Genomic DNA, 15,300 nt, shown 5'->3' with positions numbered 1-15,300 from the left:
CCGTTTAATCGTTGGACGCTTGCAGCAGCGTCATCACGTCGATCTTGTTGGTGCGCTCGGCAAGGAACTGATTGACGAACGCGAGCAACGCCGGGTTGCAGACATTCACGCCGATCGAGATGGTGTCGTCGAGATCTTCGAGCGTCACCACGCGCAGGCGCAGCGAAGCAGTCGGGTCGGCCTTCAGCACGTGCTTGACTTCGAATTCGTCGCGATAGGCGGCCGTAACCTCGCCCGCATCGAGCGCCTTGAGCAGCGCCTCCCAGCTCGGGTAGCTGAGCACCTTGGCATGCGGGAAGTTGCTCACCACATAAGTCGCATACGACGAGTTCGTCACCACGCCGATCGTGCCGTCGTAGATACGGACCACGTCGGGCACCGCGCGGCCGTGCGCGAGCTGCGCGAACTTCACGCGGTTCAACAGCAAGGCACGGTGCAAACGGATGTACGGCGTGCTGAAGCTGACCACCTGCGCGCGCGAGAGCGTGCGCGAGAGTTTGCTGATCGCCATGTCGGCGTCGCCGTTGGCGAGCAGGCTGACGACGCTGTCGAAGGTTCTGGCGTCGCGGTTAAAGCGCACCTTGACGCCGAGCTTCGCGGCGATCTCCTTGGCCATGTCGATATCGATGCCGACCAGTTGACCGTTCTGCTGTTCGAAAAACGGCGGCTGGTCGACACCGAGCACCGCGACCACGAGTTCGCCGCGCGTCACGATGCGGGCGAATTCCGGCGCGAGCACCCGGCCGTCGGGCATGCGTACGAGCCCGGTCGAGGTGGTCGGCAGGGCCGCCATGCCGCTCAGCGCGGCCGCCTGAGCGGTTGGCGCGGCGGCGGGTGCCGTGGGCGCCGCCGAGGCGGGCGCCGTAGCCAGCGTCACCAGCGTCAAACCGGTGGCGAGCGCCGCACTCCAACGGGACAGCCCGCGCAGCACACGCGTCGCGCGCGAGCTGCATGATGGCTGCGAAAATGCAAAGAAAGACGGAAACGACATCTCGTGTACCGGTATCAATAGGTGGAAGAATCGGAAGCGGGTGATGCCGCACTCATCTGGTTATCGGCCGGCGCGGCGAATGCCGTAGGTGTCGGCGTAAGAGACACAGCAGGCGCGGTGCTCGCAACTGCCGCCGCGGGGGCCGCCGGCGCCGCCATTGCCGGGGGCGCGACGAAGCGCGCGCCGATCTCGACACCGAGCGCGAACAGCAGCACGCACAGCAGCAGCGCGCAGCCGAGGGCGATGGTCACCATTCGCGAGGTCATCGAAAAAACGTATTGCATCGTGTGTCGCCCTCAGGGAACCATGGTTGTGAACTGCGCGGGGGCGAGGATCGAAATCACGCCGCCCCATCCGCACATCAATTTGGAAGAATTCTGTAAGGCCGGCATGTTGCCGATCAGGACGGTCGGCGAGCCGGGCACCCAGGGCGCGACCGTCATCGGCACGCACGGCATCGGGGTCAGCGCGCCGAGCGCGGCCGCGGTCGCGGCGGCCACCACCGGATTGCCCATGCACGTGCAGGTGCCGAACGGCATCACGTTGACCATCGGCGCGTGATCCATCACGGTGGCAGCCGGCGCACCGGCGAGCACGCCGGTGGTCGGCAGCACGTTCAGGGTGCCGGGCGCCGCGCCGAAGGTGCACTGGATCGTCGTCCCGGTGGTGACCAGAATGCCCATGCGTTAGCCCCTCACCCATTTTTCGAGCTGCCTGACCATGCGCGGCGGCCCATCGGCGCGCGTGGCCGCCGAGGCCGCCGGGCTCTGCCACGCGCCGAGCGGTTTGCCGTCCGCATAACGACGCTCGGCGCTCACCTGGCCGTCCGGCGCAAAGCGGCGCACCGTGCCGTGCAGCAGGTCGTGGCGATAAGGCGAGCTTTGCACCAGCGCACCGTCGGCGGCGTAGTCGCGCGTTTCGCCTTCGAGCAAGCCGTTGCGGTAAGCGGCGCGGCGCACCACTACGCCGTCGTGCAGGAATACTGCTTCGCGTGAAAGCTTGCCCGCCTCGTAGATCAGACGCGAGGTCACGAGACCGGAGGGTGCATAGGTCACGCTCTCGCCATGCAGCACGCCCATCGCGTATTGACGGCGCGCGTTTGGCCGGCCGTTCGCGTAGAGCGTCGTGAGACCGTGCAGCAGGCCCGCCTCGTAGACCGATTCCTGGATCAGCACGCCGTGCTCGTCGAACAGGCGCAGCGGGCCGCACAGCTTGCCAGCCACGTAATGGGCCTGAAACACCCGTACACCGCCCGCCCCGTACCGCAACGCTTCGCCATGCGGTACGCCATCCAGCAGCGAGGTGCGGGCGATGCACTGGCCTGTTGCATCGTGTTCGTCCACTGTGACGGCCGGACTCGCGGCCGCACTCACGCCGCCGGCTTGAGCCGCGGCGGGGAGTGGCGCGAGTAGGGAGAGTTCGGTCATGGCGGGCGTCGTGGAGAGTGGTTCGGTCAGTTCGCCTTGATCAGGCCGCCCTTGAGCGTCAGCATCGCGCCGCCGTCCACGGTCTGCATCGCCGATGCCTTGCTCTGGATTTCCACGCCTTCATTGCTGAGCGTGGTGCCCGCCTTGTTGCCGAGCGTCGTGCCCGCCTGGTTGGTCAGCGACGTGCCGGCCTGATTGGCCAGCGAGGTGCCCGACTTGATGCTGATCGAACCGCTCACGTCGATCACCAGATTGCCGCTGATCTTCAACGTGTAGTCGCCGGTGGTGGTGTGCTTGAAAGTGGCGTGGCTGGTGTGCGTCTCGTCGCCGGTGACATCCACCGCGCGAGTACCTTTGACGGTATGCGTCTCGTTGCCGGTCTGCACCGTGAGCGTGCGGTTGCCCGCCTTGACGAGGTGCGTCTCGTCGCCCGCGATGACGGTGGTAGTCAGCGCGTTTTCGATCGCGACGTTCATATCCTTCTGCGCGTGGAAGTACAGCTCCTCGCTGTTGAGCTTGTCCTCCATGCGGATTTCGTTGCCCGCCGTACCGCTTTTGGACGAACGCGAACGCATCACGCTTTGGGTCTGCGAGGCCGGCAAGCCGACCGGCGGCGACATCTGGCCGTTGTAGACGCTGCCGGTCACGAGCGGCCGGTCCGGGTCGCCGTCGACATAGCTGACCACCACTTCCTGACCGACCCGCGGCAGGAACAGATGCCCCCAGCCCGCGCCCGCCGACGCCTGCGCGACACGCACCCAGCACGAGCTGTTTTCGTCGGCGGCGCTCACGCGGTCCCAGTGGAATTTCACCTTGATGCGGCCCAGCGAATCCGTCCAGATTTCCTCGCCCGACGAGCCGGTGACAACCGCCGTGTGCGTGCCCGCCACTACGGGACGGGGCGTGACGCGCGGCGCCCGGAACGCGACCGCTGCGGGGAACACCTCGACATCGTTGTCGTACTGACCGTCCGCCGCGCGATGCTCCACGCGGCGCACCACATAGGACACGTTGAACGCGCTATTCGCATGACCCGCGAGGCTCACCTGGGTGCCGGCCACCAGCGCATAGCAGGTGCTCGCCGCCCGGCCGGTCTGCTGGTCCATCTGCTGAGCGGCGAGATGCAGCGCGGCGGCCCGATCGCCGTCCGCGGCCACCGTGTAGCGGCCTGGAAAGGCATAGCGAATGCCGCTCGCGCCGTGGGTTTGCGCCGAGGTCTGCGCGCTCAAGGTGCTCGCGCTCCTGTAGTCGTAGTCGCCGACCACATAAGTCGCCGCGACGAGCCCCGTCGACATCTCGAATCTGCTCACGCGTTCGCTCGCGTCATGCGTGACGGAGTCGCCGGAAAACCGCAGCGTCGGACAGGCGCCGGGCTGATGCGCCGACGGGCTATCCGCGAGCACCATGGTATGCGCGCCGTTGGCAAAGCTGAAGAAGTAGAAGATGCCCTCTTCTTCCATCAGACGCGAGATGAACTGCAACGCGCTTTCGTCGTACTGCACGCAGTATTCGCGCACCGCATAGCTCCCGGTCACGCGCGCTTCAACCACGATGTTGAAGGTGGACAACACCTGCTGAACGATGGCGAGCGCGGTCATGTTCTGAAAGATCGCGCGGTCGCTGCCGAGCGAGAGCAACCACAGGCGCGGCGCGAGTTCCGCCGAGTAGTAGCCGTATTGCGCGTTGGCGCCGACCTGCGCAAAACGCGTGACGATGCCGTTGAAATAGCGCGGCGCCGCGGCCGGCCCCTCCACCGTCACCGTCGCGTTCTGGCCGATGATGGTTTGCGGATCGAGCGCCGGATTTGCCGAGCGCATGCGCAGGTTGAAGCAAAACGGCGCCGAGATTGCCTCGTGTCCGCCGAAGCCGTCGAGCAATAGCACGTCGGCGCCGAACGGCGAAGTGATCGACAGCAGGCAGCCGGTTTGCGTCACAGGCACGTTACTGGTCCCCTCTCGGCGCGAACTGGAAGGTCACGCTGCCGGCCGGGTCGAGTCCCAGATGCACGCCGCCGAACGGTTCGGCGACGGAAATGCGTTCGAGCACTTCGCGCGCCAGTTCCGGCAACACCGATTGCGTCAGAATGTGATCCACGTTGCGCGCGCCGCTGTCCACTTCCTTGCAGCGTTCGGTAATCGTGCTGGCGAACGCGTCGTCCCAGGTGAGCGGCGCGTGATGATTACGCTCGAAGCGGGCCGCGAGCCGCGCCAGCTTCAGGTTCACGATCGAGGTGATCTGCGCGTCGCCGAGGTGGTAGTACGGCACCAGCACGAGACGGCCCAGAAACGCCGGGCTGAACTGCTTGACGAGCGCCGGGCGCAGACGCTCGATCAACTCGGCCGGCGGCGGGCGGCGGCCGCCCTGGCTGGCTTCGGTGATCACGTCCTGCGCGGCATTCGAAGTGAGCAGGATCAGCGTGTTGCGGAAATCGATCGGCACGCCTTCGCCGTCTTCCATCACGCCTTTGTCGAACACCTGGAAGAACAGCTCCAGCACGTCCGGATGCGCCTTTTCCATTTCGTCGAGCAGCACGACGCTATACGGACGGCGCCGCACGGCTTCGGTCAGCACGCCGCCGCGCCCATAGCCGACGTAGCCCGGCGGCGCACCTTTGAGTCCCGAGACGCTATGCGCTTCCTGGAACTCCGACATGTTCACGGTAATCATGTTGCGCTCGCCGCCATAGAGCGTGTCGGCCAGCGCCGCGGCGGTCTCGGTCTTGCCGACGCCGCTCGGGCCGATCAGCAGGAACACGCCGACCGGTTTGCCCGGATCGTCGAGATCCGCGCGGAAGGTGCGTACGCGCCGCGCGATGGCGTCGAGCGCTTCGTCCTGGCCGACCACGCGCTCGGCGAGCTTGTCGTGCAGATACAGCACCGTGTGCAATTCGTCGGCGAGCATGCTGCCGACGGGGATGCCGGTCCAGCCGGAGATCACCTTGGCGACCATTTCGGAGTCGACGCACACCGGCACCATCGGCTCGTCGCTGCGCACGGCTTCGAGGCCTTTTTCCAGCCTGGCGAGATTGGCGGCGAGCGAGGCGCTGTCGTCTTCGTCGATGGCCGGATTCGTGCCCGCCACATGCTGGGCGATCTTCGCGCGCCACGCGAGAATTTCGCCGACCGCGTGCCGTTCCGTCGCGAGCTTGTCGCTCAGACGCGCGTGCTGCGCGCGCTGGTCTTCGAGCTGGCGCGCGAGCGTGGCGATCGCCTCCGCGCGCTCGGCGCCGGTTGCCGCTTCGTGACGCAGAATGCGCAACTGGTTTTCCGCGGCGTCGATGGCGCGTCCCAGTGCCTCGATTTCTTCGGGCACGCCGTTCTGACCGATCGCCACGCGCGCGCAGGCCGTGTCGAGCACGCTGATCGCCTTGTCCGGCAACTGGCGGCCGGAGATATAGCGCTGCGATAGTTTGACCGCATCGCGCACCGCTTCATCGAGAATTTCAACGCCGTGATGCGCGGACAGTTTCGCCACCATGCCGCGCAGCATCTCGATTGCGACCGCTTCAGCGGGCTCTTCGACCTTGACCACCTGGAAGCGCCGCGCCAACGCCGGGTCGCGCTCCACATACTTCTTGTATTCAGCCCACGTGGTAGCCGCAATCGTGCGCAGTTCGCCGCGCGCGAGCGCCGGCTTCAGCAGATTGGCCGCGTCGCCCTGACCCTCGCTGCCACCCGCGCCGATCAGCTGATGGGCTTCGTCGATGAACAGAATCACCGGCACCGGCGAGGCTTTCACCTCGGCGATCACCGACTTGAGACGATTCTCGAACTCGCCCTTCACGCCCGCGCCGGCCTGCAGCAGCGCCAGATCCAGCGAGCGCACCGAGACATTGACGAGCGCGCGCGGCACCTGACCGAGCACGATGCGCTGCGCGAAACCCTCGACAACCGCCGTTTTGCCGACGCCCGCTTCGCCCGTGAGAATCGGATTGTTCTGGCGGCGGCGCAACAGCACGTCGATCAGTTGACGGATTTCCGCGTCGCGTCCGTAGATGGGATCGATCGCGCCTTCGCGAGCTTGCGCGGTGAGGTCGATCGTGTACTGCGCGAGCGCCGACGCACGGCCGTTGCTGTTCAGATCAGCGGATGGCATCGCCGCCGGCTGCGTCGCGCCGGCCTGCGCCTTCGTCGCGCCTGCACCGGTGGATGCGCTGCCTTCGGAAGACCCCGCGAGAATCTCGGACAGCCCATCGCGCAACGCGCCGCGGGCGATCTTGAGCAAGGCCGGCGCGGACTCCATCAGCATGCCGCGCAGACTGTCCACTTCGAGCAGTGCCAGCACCAGCGTGCCCGAGCGGATCTGCTGCTCGCCGAGCAGCATCGAACTGAGCAGCCACGCTTCCTGGAAGAGCGGCGAGAAGTTCGGCGACAACGCCGGCGTGCGGCCGTTGCCACGCTTGAAGTGATCCACGGCGTTCTGCAACTGTGCCGTCAGATCGGCGCCGCGGACGTCAAAGCGTTCGAGAATCGCGTTCAGATCCGGTGCGTCCGATTCGATCAACTGCAGCAGCAGATGCTCGATGTCCACGTTGTAATGCGTGTGCCGCACGCACAGTTGCGCGGCCTGTTCCATCGCCAGTTTGCAGACCGGATCGAGCCGGCTCAACAAGGTTCGAATGTCGATATCCATGGGGTCTCAGTGGCCTTCGTCTTATCGGCGACCCATGGCCGCGGCCATGGGGTTTGCCGCTGCTCGCGTGTGGGTGTGTGCCGCTGTGGCCGTATGGGCCGGAGTTGGGGCTGTGGCTGGGGCCGGGGCCGCGCGCATCGCCAGCCTGACCGCTTGAGGCCGGGCGTTGGCGGCACGCGAGGCATCGCGCTCTGTGCCCATCCACGAGGTCCAGCCAAGCCGCGCCGGCGCCGTGCCGCCCAGTGCGCCCGCGCCGGCCGGCTTCGCGCGACGCAGCACGAACGACACGTCATGGTCCTGCTGCAGATAACTGCGCACGAGCCACGCCGCGAGTTCGTGCGCCTCGCCGCCCGGCAGCAGCGCGGCGAACAGCGTCTCGGACAGGTCAAAAAATTCGATGCGCAGACCGGCCGACTGACTCCACGTGCGCCGTCCGAGCACCGCCACGCCGCCGAGGCGCGGCGCGCGCGCGCCGGCGCGCGCGAGGCGCAGTGTGTCGGCCGCATCGACCGTGTGCCAGCCGCCGACGAATTGCGCGCCGCGCACCGTCACACCGAGCCGATCAGAGAGCAGCGCCAGCAGGCCCGTCATCGAACGCGGCGCGCCGCCGAGCAAGCCGGCGTGGCGCAGCCACAACGACGCGCCGCGCGGACCGCGCGGGCCGCCATGCAGACCGAGATTGCCGAGCGCATCGAGGCACGCCGCCAGTTCGGCGTCGCGCGGCGCGCGGCTCGTCAGGGAAGGGGCAAGCTTCTGCCGGCTGCGGTAGAGAAACGACAGAAAGCGATGATTGAAGATGTCGAGCAGATCGGCCATCGCCGTCTCGCGCGCGGCGCGCCGGGTCAGCACCATCTCCGTGAAGGGCATCGGCAATGGACCGTTGGCGCCGGCGAGCGTCATCACCGGCGTGGTCAGCGTGTAGGTTGCGCGCGGTTGCCGTGCGTTATCAGCCTGTGGGCCGTCGGCTTGTGCGTTGCTCGGCTGTGCTTCGCTCGTCAGCGGATGGCGCTGGGCGCTGCGGATATCGCTCGCTTCGAACGCGAGCGAGACGAAGCCGCGCAGGCGCACTGCCTCGTCGGTGCCGTCGCCGTAGCCGAGTGCGCGCGTCCACGGCTGCGCGCGTTCGAGCAGATGGATCGCCTGAAACAGGTCGAAGCCTTGCGGCTGCGCGAGAAGACGAGCGATCAGAGCGTTTGCTGGCTGCCGGTCATCGGCGCCCATTGCTTCCATGTCTCGTCTCCGCGGCGCACGACCAGCCGCACAAAGGAATTAACCGACGTGTACATCGCGAAGAAACGCGCGAGCACCGCACCCATCAGAAGTGGCGAGCCGCCGACAAAGGTATCGGCATCGAACTCGATACTGACCTCGGTGCCGCGACAAAAGCCGCGCCAGGCCTCCGTGCCGACATGCGCGGTGATCGGGCGCGCGTCGATGCTGCGAATCCCGCGAATCTGCGCCTCTTCGCGCGGGCCGTCTGAAGCGAACAGCCGCAGCATGTCCTGCAACTCGCGCCGGCCGGTCGCGCCGCCCACCAGCGAGTGATAGTTGCGGGTCAGCAGCGAGACGAGCCGCCACAGCGTCGCGCTGTCGAGCGGCGGATTGCGCTGTGAGGTCGGCTCATACAGGCAGCGCGCCCGCGCGTTCTGCGAGACCCGCTCCACCAGCATGCGTGCGCCGACCGGCACCTGTTCGGCCAATCGCCGGTTGGTGCACAGCACGTTGGCATACACCACCGGCGTATCCGGCTGGCCAGCCGTGTTGCCGGCGTCGACGAAACCGAGGTACAGATCGATACCCGGCGCGTTGCTGCGCACGCTCTGTTCACGGCGCGCCGACCAGTACATCGTGTTTCCGGTTGCCTGCGGATCGTCGAGGCGGTCCGCCGCGGTAAAGCACGGCAAGGTCGTGGCGCGATCCTGCGCGGGATCGGAGGCAATCACCGAGAGGATCGAATGGATTTCAGTGATCGCTTCGCGCTTCTGGTCGGCCACCAGACGGTATTCGTAATGACGGCGGTCGATCACGATCGGCTCGCTCGTCTGCGAGAACAGATTGACGATGGGCGTGCAGCCCAGCCTGAAATGCTGGGCGCCAAGCGTGCCGAGTCCGCGCGGCACGCGATCGAGATGCAGCACGATCTCGCAGGTGCGGCCGGTGCCGAACTTGCCGGCGGGCACGTGCAGATCGAAGAAATGAAACTTGCGCGGGAACGCGAAATACTCCTGCATCAGCGTGTAAGCCGGATGCGCGTGCGAGGGCTGCGGCAGCACGGTGTCTTCCGGCGCATAGCCGACTTCGCGCCACGCCGAGGGCGGCAGCATCGTGGCCGGTCCGTGCTCGGGACGCACGCAGACATCCGTCACATTCGCGACCAGCAGTTCATAGAGCGGCATCGTCATCACCCAGTCGCCATGCAGATGCAGGCGCAACTGTGTGATTTCGAGCTCGGAGAAATCGACGCCGGCATCGCATTCGAGCGTGAGCCGCAGCGTGGAGTCGTCACCGAAGGCGGCGCGGCTGATCCTGAGCGGCCACAACACGGTTTCCCACGCGGTACGGAAGCGGCACGCGTCGCCCGTCTCCGTCAACGCGGCGAGGCCAGTGTGGCGCGGTACGCGAAAACCCGCCGTCACCTTGCCCTGGGTCGGATCGAGGTCGAACTGCGCGACGGTCATGGACGGCACCGTCTGGACCATCGAGGGGCACACATTGTCGAGCAGTGCGCTTGCGATATGCGGCGCGGCCTGGTCGAGGTCGCGATGCACGCGCGCGGCGAGAAACGCGGTCGCCTCGATCAGCCGCTCGGTATGCGGGTCGAGCGACTCGGTGCCGTGCAGCGCGAGGCGCGACGCGACCTTGGGATAACGCTGCGCGAAATCGGCGCCCTGGGTGCGCAAATAGGACAGCTCGCGCTTGTAGTACTGGAGAATGTCTTCGGCGGCCATCAGTCTGCGTCCGTCCAGCGCGCATCGGCGCAACCGCGCGCGCCGCTCTGCAATTCGAAGAAGACGTGTTCGACCGACTGGTTCACGCGCATCGTGCCTTGCACCGCCAGCACGGCGTGCCGCTCGTCGCCGGATGGAAAGCTGAAGTCAACCTTGACGTCCGCCAGCCTCGGCTCGAACAGCGCGATCGCCTGGCGCACGGCGGCGGCGATGGCGTCGCGGTCGCGCGCCGAGCGCAGCGACAGATCGGAAAAATCGGGCAGTCCGTAATCCAGCACGGTGCCATCGCTCTTCGCAAAGGCCTCCATCGTCAGGCTCGAGCGCGCATTGAGCAGGCGCGACAACTCCCGCGCGACGGATTGTCGAAGCGCGTGTTCACCTTGCAACCATGCGTCAGCGTCTTCGACAAGACGCTCGAACAGAGGAAGGGGAAAGCCGTGGGCGAGAGCCGACATACGCAAAACCGGTTGAACCCTGACAGAGCAAAACCGCCCGCCTCGCGGCGGGCGGCGAGGCGTTACGCAGCCGGTGAGATGGGCTTGTTGGTGGTCAGATCCCAGCCGAACGGCGCGGTGCCGGCCAGCGTCGAATCCGGGTTCTGCTGCGTGTACTGCGAGGTCATCGCCGTGAAGTTGATGGTGAACGAGTCCATCATGCTCGAGCCGCCGCCGCTCGTGGCGATGTTCGCGATCATCGCGTTCGACAGCACGTACTTCATCTGCAGCATGAACTTGCCGCCTTCGTTGCGGCCGATCGAGATCGTCGCGTTGCCGAGCTTCGTGCCGGCCGTGCAGGCGGCATACAGCGCGGGCGTTGCCTGGTCGGTGTCTTTGCTCAGATTGAATTCGCTGAACGACGGACGGCCCAGCGTGCGCTCGGTATTCGCCGTGTCGGAGTTCATCGTGATCGCGACGCTTTGCGAAAACGACGTCAGCTGAATGCCGTCCTTGAAGCCGTCGATCAGCGAGTTACCCTTGACGTCCTTGAATTGCAGGATGATGGTATCCATGACTTGCCTGAATCAAATAGGTGAATGAAAGCGGTATGACGCGCCCCTGGCGCGTCATACGTCGACGATTAGGCAGCCGCGCCCGGCAGGTCCGCGACGAGGCGGATCGACGCCGTCAGCTCTTCCATCTGGAAGTGCGGCTTCAGGAAACACGTGGCGCGATACGCACCGGGCTTGCCCGGTACTTCGGTGACGTCCACGCGTGCCTGGCCGAGCGGGTAGCGAGCCTTCTGTTCATGCGAGGCCGACGCGTTGATCAGCACGTACCCGGCAATCCAGTTGTTCAGATAGTTCTCGACTTCGGCACGGGTCTGGAAGCTGCCCACCTTGTCGCGCATGATCACCTTGATGTAATGCGCGAAACGCGAGGCGGCCAGCACGAACGGCAGGCGCGCGGAGAGTTGCGCGTTGGCGTTGGCTTCGTCCTTGTTGTAGGCCTTCGGCTTGTTGACCGTCTGACCGCCGAAGAAGGTCGCGAAATCCGAACCCTTCGAATTGACCAGGGCGATAAAGCCGAGATCGCTCAGTTCCTTCTCGCGGCGATCGGTGATCGTCACTTCCGTCGGGCACTTCAGCGTGATGTCGCCTTCGTTCGTCTTGTACGCGTGCGCCGCAATGCCGTCGACCTTGCCGCCGCCTTCCACGCCGCGAATCGCCGTTGCCCAGCTGTACTTCGCATAGGCGTCGGTAATGCGCAGACCCAGCTGGTACGCGGAGTTCGCCCACAGGTACTTGCTGTGATCGGTGCCGTCGACGTCCTCTTCGAAATTGAACGATTCGACCGGGTTGGTCTTCGCGCCGTACGGCAGACGTGCCGCGTAACTCGGCAATACGAGCGATACGTAACGCGAGTCTTCCGATTCGCGGAAGCTGCGCCAGGCGGCCAGTTCAGCGCTTTCGAAGGTTTTCGACAGATCGCGCGCCACGCCGAGTTCCGTGTACGACTTCAGGTCGAACAGGCTCGGTGCGGCTGCGGCGATGAACGGCGCGTGCGCGGCGGCGGCCACGCGCGAGATGCGCTCGAGCAACGCCATGTCTTGCGGATGACGGCCGAACGAGTAGTCGCCCACCAGCAGCGAGAACGGGTGGCCGCCAAACGTGCCGTACTCTTCTTCGTAGATCTTCTTGAACAGCACGCTCATGTCGTGGTCGACGGCCGTCTCGAGGTCCTTGTGCAGTTCCTTCTTCTTGACGTTGAGCAGTCGCAGCTTCAGGTTCGTACCGGTCTCGGTGCCGAATACCATGTCGTGCAGGCCGTACCACGACGCTTCCAGTTCCTGGTACGCCGCGTCGTGCATGATCGCGTTGAGCTGATCGGTCAGCAGCTTGTCGATCTCGGCGACGCGTTCGTTGATCATCGCCACAACGCCCTTGTCCGGGCTCGTGCGCATGCCTTCATCGAGAATCTGCGAGGCGAGCTGGCCGATGAGCTTCCTGGCATAGCCGCCCTGCGACGGCTCGACGGCCATGTTGCCTTCCTGCACGATGCGCTCGAGCAGGCTCAATTCGGCGGCCTGGTTGCTTGCGTGTGCGCCCGCGGCTTCGGCGGAGAGTTTCGTTTCCATCTGGATCAGTCCTGAGAGGAGTGTCGCTTCAGCGACGCTGAAATTAGGCCGTCACTCGGACGGAGTGTCTTCCGTCGTGGGCGTGACTGCGGGCGCCTGAGCCACCGGAGCCGCCGGGGTTGCCGGGGCGTCGCCGCCGTTGGCCTGACTCTTCAGCTTCTTCAGTTCTTCCGAGTTCTGAACGATGCGCTCCAGCATCGAATCGAGTTCGTCGTTGCCATCGAGCTTGGCGAGCAGATCGCGCAATTGCTGACGGGCTTCGAGCAGCTTCGCGAGACGCGGCACCTGACGCACGAGGCTTTCCGGATGAAAGTCGGCGAACTGCTGAAACTTCAGCTCGACCTTCAGATTGCCTTCGCCTTTCATCGTATCCGGCACGGACAGCTCGAGGCGCGGTGCGATCTTGCCCATGATCTCGTCGAAGTTGTCGCGATCGACGTCGACAAAGCGGCGCTCTTTCAGCTTGGCCAGAGGCGTAGCCGGGTGACCGGAGAGATCGGCCATCAGCCCGACGACCATCGGCAATTCACGCTTTTCGATAGCGCCGCCGAGTTCGACGTCGTACGTGATCTGAACGCGAGGCGGACGATTGCGGCCGACCCATTTCTGCAAACTATTGGACATGAACTTCCCCGAGATAAAGAGAACTCGAATTACGTTTTGACAAGGCGTCCAGAAGCACGCCCCTGACTCGATTCAGGTGCAACACATAGCGGGGATAAGTTTTAATGCGGCAAGGACTCGCGTTACGTCCTCAGGGTGATACCGAACACGCGTACGACTCCGGACGGCACCCTATAGGTCCGCCCACTGCTGTGTATTCGGCATGGTTGCAAGTCGATGCGAATCCCCGTCACGCATCAGCTCACGAATAGCAAGAATTAAAAAGTACGAGAGGTATATGACACGCGTTGGTCACGCACGCGACATTTCCTTTTATGTGATGTCAGGCCTGGGTTATTTTGATTACGAATTTTTACCGCTACTTAACTTTTTTTGATGCCCGTTGCAATGGATGTGCAACGGCGAGCGTGTATCGAGAACCCCTCAGCCGGATTGGCCAAGAGTGTCAATTCTAAAGACAAATTTTTAGGATTCAAGGGGAATTTATTTCCCCTCCTCGCACAGTCTCTCCTCCTCTTTTCGGCACCGCGCGCAAATTCTGAAGAGCTGGAGCGCTAATCATTTCAGGTGTTTGTCGTGGCCCTGAGAAAGATATTGCGGGATATGCTCGTAAACCACGATCGTTGATGATTCGCTACAAAAAACCGGCCGTGCTCAAAGCGGGGATTGACTGGCTACGCTTCCATGAGCTGTGTGTTGCGCGCGGCCTATCGATCCCGGCTGTTGAATTCCGAATCGTTGGGCGTTTTGCCGAACTCGACATTCTTCATCCAGCAAACGTTATTTGCCAGCATTCCTAAGCATATTCAATCCGGAAATTGAAACCCATCTGTTCCTCCACCCGGATCGGGACTCCGCAGCGGCGCGTTGCGAGACCGCAAGGACTGAGGCGCCGCGGCGGCATGTCGCCACAGGCCACGTCACCCCAATAGTCGATCAAAGTCTGGTACGCTGCGCCCTTTGCTCCCGCTTGCACTCGACCCGATGGAAACCCCTTTCAATGACCGTGGCGTGTCGGTCACGCGCAACGCACTGTCGTCCGCCGGCCAGGTTTTCCCACTGCGCGACATCGTGGACGTGCAGGTCGTCACCGTGCCGAAGAACAAGGTCTTGCCGTACACCATCTCGCTGATCGGAGTCGTCGGCGCGATCGTCGGCGGAGTCTTCTGGTCGCCGGCCGGCCTGGTGTGCGGTGTCATGCTGGCGGCGGTCGGCTGGCTCACCTGGCTGACCCAGGACGTCACGCATCGTCTGATGGTGCAAACCGCCAATGGCAGCCGCGAGGCGTTGTCCAGCACCGATCGCGAATTCGTCGAACGGGTGGGCGCGGCGGTACGTGAAGCGCAAACCGCCGCCGCGGCGCCCAAAGCCTGAACGCTGCACGCGTCGGCGAGGCACGCTAACGGCATTTTCACGCGCCGCGCGTTAACACAAAATTGATTCGCGGCGCGACAGCTTTTGCACGATGTTGAGACGCGCGTCGCTAGAGTGGGCAGGTATCAACAACGCGCGCCGTCTCATCGGGCCGGCGCAATCACGATGCTCACGCCCGCCACTTCGTCTGATATCCCGTTGTTCCGCGCGCCGCGCGCGCCCCGCTCCACGCACCTCGTCGTTCCACTCGTCATCATCGACGTCACCGTACCCGGCTGCTCGTCGGCCCATGGGCGGCGCGCGCTGCATGCGGCGCTCGGCGACGATCTGCGCCTCTACGTCGTGACCATCGACAAACAGCAGGAGCGCGTGACCTTCCGGGTTGAAGTCACCTCCCGCACCCTCGACGACGTGATCGGCCTGCTGACCGCCGCGCTCGAGTGCGCCACGTTGGGTCGTGCAAAGGCAACCGTGATCCGGCGGCCGCGAGATTATTGACGCAGGTCAATGCTTGCACGGGCGCATCTGTGCTACTGCGCCAAACCTTTACACATCTTTGCAAATCGCGACGGGGCGCCGTGTAGAGTCGGCGCTCCTGTTATCGCGTGTTCCCTCCCGCAGGCCCCGCAAGCGTTCCGGTTTCCCCGTCCACGCCTTGACGATCCGATGAGATCGCCGCCAGTGCTGTCCACGGCGCAGCTCACGATGCATCGCCTTCGCCAGGGACCCG

The 15,300-nt window shown here is 64.8% G+C and carries 15 protein-coding genes; 3 read left to right on the top strand and 12 right to left on the bottom strand.

What is annotated here, in order from left to right:
* Positions 1-4: 4 nt before the first annotated feature.
* From PQR27_RS21425 to tssB, 12 genes are all read right to left on the bottom strand, one after another.
* A complete protein-coding gene (locus tag PQR27_RS21425; RefSeq protein WP_408525663.1) occupies positions 5-991 on the bottom strand; it encodes an ABC transporter substrate-binding protein in 987 nt (328 codons plus the stop codon).
* A 14-nt stretch (positions 992-1,005) separates the two neighbouring features.
* A complete protein-coding gene (locus tag PQR27_RS21420) occupies positions 1,006-1,275 on the bottom strand; it encodes a hypothetical protein (RefSeq protein WP_408525662.1) in 270 nt (89 codons plus the stop codon).
* A 12-nt stretch (positions 1,276-1,287) separates the two neighbouring features.
* Positions 1,288-1,674, bottom strand: coding sequence for a DUF4280 domain-containing protein (locus tag PQR27_RS21415; protein WP_408525661.1), 387 nt, complete (start codon positions 1,672-1,674; stop codon positions 1,288-1,290).
* A 3-nt stretch (positions 1,675-1,677) separates the two neighbouring features.
* Positions 1,678-2,418, bottom strand: a complete 741-nt coding sequence (locus PQR27_RS21410) for a toxin-antitoxin system YwqK family antitoxin (RefSeq protein WP_408525660.1) — start codon at positions 2,416-2,418, stop codon at positions 1,678-1,680.
* A 26-nt stretch (positions 2,419-2,444) separates the two neighbouring features.
* Positions 2,445-4,358 carry a type VI secretion system Vgr family protein gene (gene tssI, locus PQR27_RS21405; protein WP_408525659.1) on the bottom strand — a complete coding sequence of 638 codons (1,914 nt, stop codon included), beginning with the start codon at positions 4,356-4,358 and terminating at the stop codon, positions 2,445-2,447.
* Position 4,359: 1 nt separating this feature from the next.
* On the bottom strand, positions 4,360-7,050 hold the full coding sequence (gene tssH, locus PQR27_RS21400) for a type VI secretion system ATPase TssH (protein ID WP_408525658.1): 2,691 nt from the start codon (positions 7,048-7,050) through the stop codon (positions 4,360-4,362).
* 21 nt (positions 7,051-7,071) lie between these two features.
* Complete coding sequence (gene tssG / locus PQR27_RS21395) at positions 7,072-8,280, bottom strand: type VI secretion system baseplate subunit TssG (protein WP_408525657.1); 1,209 nt, start codon at positions 8,278-8,280, stop codon at positions 7,072-7,074.
* The gene (gene tssF, locus PQR27_RS21390; protein ID WP_408525656.1) at positions 8,235-9,998 is read right to left on the bottom strand and encodes a type VI secretion system baseplate subunit TssF; all 1,764 of its coding nucleotides are present in this window, start codon (positions 9,996-9,998) and stop codon (positions 8,235-8,237) included. The genes tssG and tssF overlap by 46 nt, the downstream gene beginning before the upstream one ends.
* Complete coding sequence (gene tssE / locus PQR27_RS21385) at positions 9,998-10,453, bottom strand: type VI secretion system baseplate subunit TssE (protein ID WP_408525655.1); 456 nt, start codon at positions 10,451-10,453, stop codon at positions 9,998-10,000. Before tssE ends, tssF begins: the two co-directional genes overlap by 1 nt.
* Before the next feature lie 62 nt (positions 10,454-10,515).
* On the bottom strand, positions 10,516-11,007 hold the full coding sequence (locus PQR27_RS21380; protein WP_408525654.1) for an Hcp family type VI secretion system effector: 492 nt from the start codon (positions 11,005-11,007) through the stop codon (positions 10,516-10,518).
* A 68-nt stretch (positions 11,008-11,075) separates the two neighbouring features.
* Positions 11,076-12,572 (bottom strand): type VI secretion system contractile sheath large subunit, encoded by a 1,497-nt coding sequence (gene tssC / locus PQR27_RS21375; protein WP_408525653.1) that lies wholly within the window; start codon positions 12,570-12,572, stop codon positions 11,076-11,078.
* A 51-nt stretch (positions 12,573-12,623) separates the two neighbouring features.
* Positions 12,624-13,196: a type VI secretion system contractile sheath small subunit gene (tssB, locus tag PQR27_RS21370; RefSeq protein ID WP_408525652.1), complete on the bottom strand. Its 573-nt coding sequence runs from the start codon at positions 13,194-13,196 to the stop codon at positions 12,624-12,626.
* 626 nt (positions 13,197-13,822) lie between these two features.
* On the opposite strand from tssB, the gene PQR27_RS21365 reads away from it, so the two are divergent.
* From PQR27_RS21365 to PQR27_RS21355, 3 genes are all read left to right on the top strand, one after another.
* On the top strand, positions 13,823-13,996 hold the full coding sequence (locus tag PQR27_RS21365; protein ID WP_408525651.1) for a hypothetical protein: 174 nt from the start codon (positions 13,823-13,825) through the stop codon (positions 13,994-13,996).
* Between the two features lie 184 nt (positions 13,997-14,180).
* A complete protein-coding gene (locus PQR27_RS21360; protein ID WP_408525650.1) occupies positions 14,181-14,570 on the top strand; it encodes a DUF6232 family protein in 390 nt (129 codons plus the stop codon).
* 165 nt (positions 14,571-14,735) lie between these two features.
* The gene (locus PQR27_RS21355) at positions 14,736-15,068 is read left to right on the top strand and encodes a hypothetical protein (RefSeq protein ID WP_408525649.1); all 333 of its coding nucleotides are present in this window, start codon (positions 14,736-14,738) and stop codon (positions 15,066-15,068) included.
* Positions 15,069-15,300 lie beyond the last annotated feature (232 nt).

Origin of the sequence: Paraburkholderia fungorum (assembly GCF_046027215.1) — a bacterium.
Classification (GTDB): Bacteria; Pseudomonadota; Gammaproteobacteria; order Burkholderiales; family Burkholderiaceae; genus Paraburkholderia; species Paraburkholderia fungorum_D.
Note: the sequence above shows the minus strand (reverse complement) of the source record. Positions and strands in the feature narration are given on the sequence as shown.

Excerpts from the sequence above, each read along its gene's own strand:
- PQR27_RS21425 (WP_408525663.1), bottom strand. The coding sequence starts at position 991 with ATGTCGTTTCCGTCTTTCTTTGCATTTTCGCAGCCATCATGCAGCTCG.
- PQR27_RS21420 (WP_408525662.1), bottom strand. The coding sequence starts at position 1,275 with ATGCAATACGTTTTTTCGATGACCTCGCGAATGGTGACCATCGCCCTC.
- PQR27_RS21415 (WP_408525661.1), bottom strand. The coding sequence starts at position 1,674 with ATGGGCATTCTGGTCACCACCGGGACGACGATCCAGTGCACCTTCGGC.
- PQR27_RS21410 (WP_408525660.1), bottom strand. The coding sequence starts at position 2,418 with ATGACCGAACTCTCCCTACTCGCGCCACTCCCCGCCGCGGCTCAAGCC.
- tssH (WP_408525658.1), bottom strand. The coding sequence starts at position 7,050 with ATGGATATCGACATTCGAACCTTGTTGAGCCGGCTCGATCCGGTCTGC.
- tssG (WP_408525657.1), bottom strand. The coding sequence starts at position 8,280 with ATGGAAGCAATGGGCGCCGATGACCGGCAGCCAGCAAACGCTCTGATC.
- tssF (WP_408525656.1), bottom strand. The coding sequence starts at position 9,998 with ATGGCCGCCGAAGACATTCTCCAGTACTACAAGCGCGAGCTGTCCTAT.
- tssE (WP_408525655.1), bottom strand. The coding sequence starts at position 10,453 with ATGTCGGCTCTCGCCCACGGCTTTCCCCTTCCTCTGTTCGAGCGTCTT.
- PQR27_RS21380 (WP_408525654.1), bottom strand. The coding sequence starts at position 11,007 with ATGGATACCATCATCCTGCAATTCAAGGACGTCAAGGGTAACTCGCTG.
- tssC (WP_408525653.1), bottom strand. The coding sequence starts at position 12,572 with ATGGAAACGAAACTCTCCGCCGAAGCCGCGGGCGCACACGCAAGCAAC.
- tssB (WP_408525652.1), bottom strand. The coding sequence starts at position 13,196 with ATGTCCAATAGTTTGCAGAAATGGGTCGGCCGCAATCGTCCGCCTCGC.
- PQR27_RS21365 (WP_408525651.1), top strand. The coding sequence starts at position 13,823 with ATGATTCGCTACAAAAAACCGGCCGTGCTCAAAGCGGGGATTGACTGG.
- PQR27_RS21360 (WP_408525650.1), top strand. The coding sequence starts at position 14,181 with ATGGAAACCCCTTTCAATGACCGTGGCGTGTCGGTCACGCGCAACGCA.
- PQR27_RS21355 (WP_408525649.1), top strand. The coding sequence starts at position 14,736 with ATGCTCACGCCCGCCACTTCGTCTGATATCCCGTTGTTCCGCGCGCCG.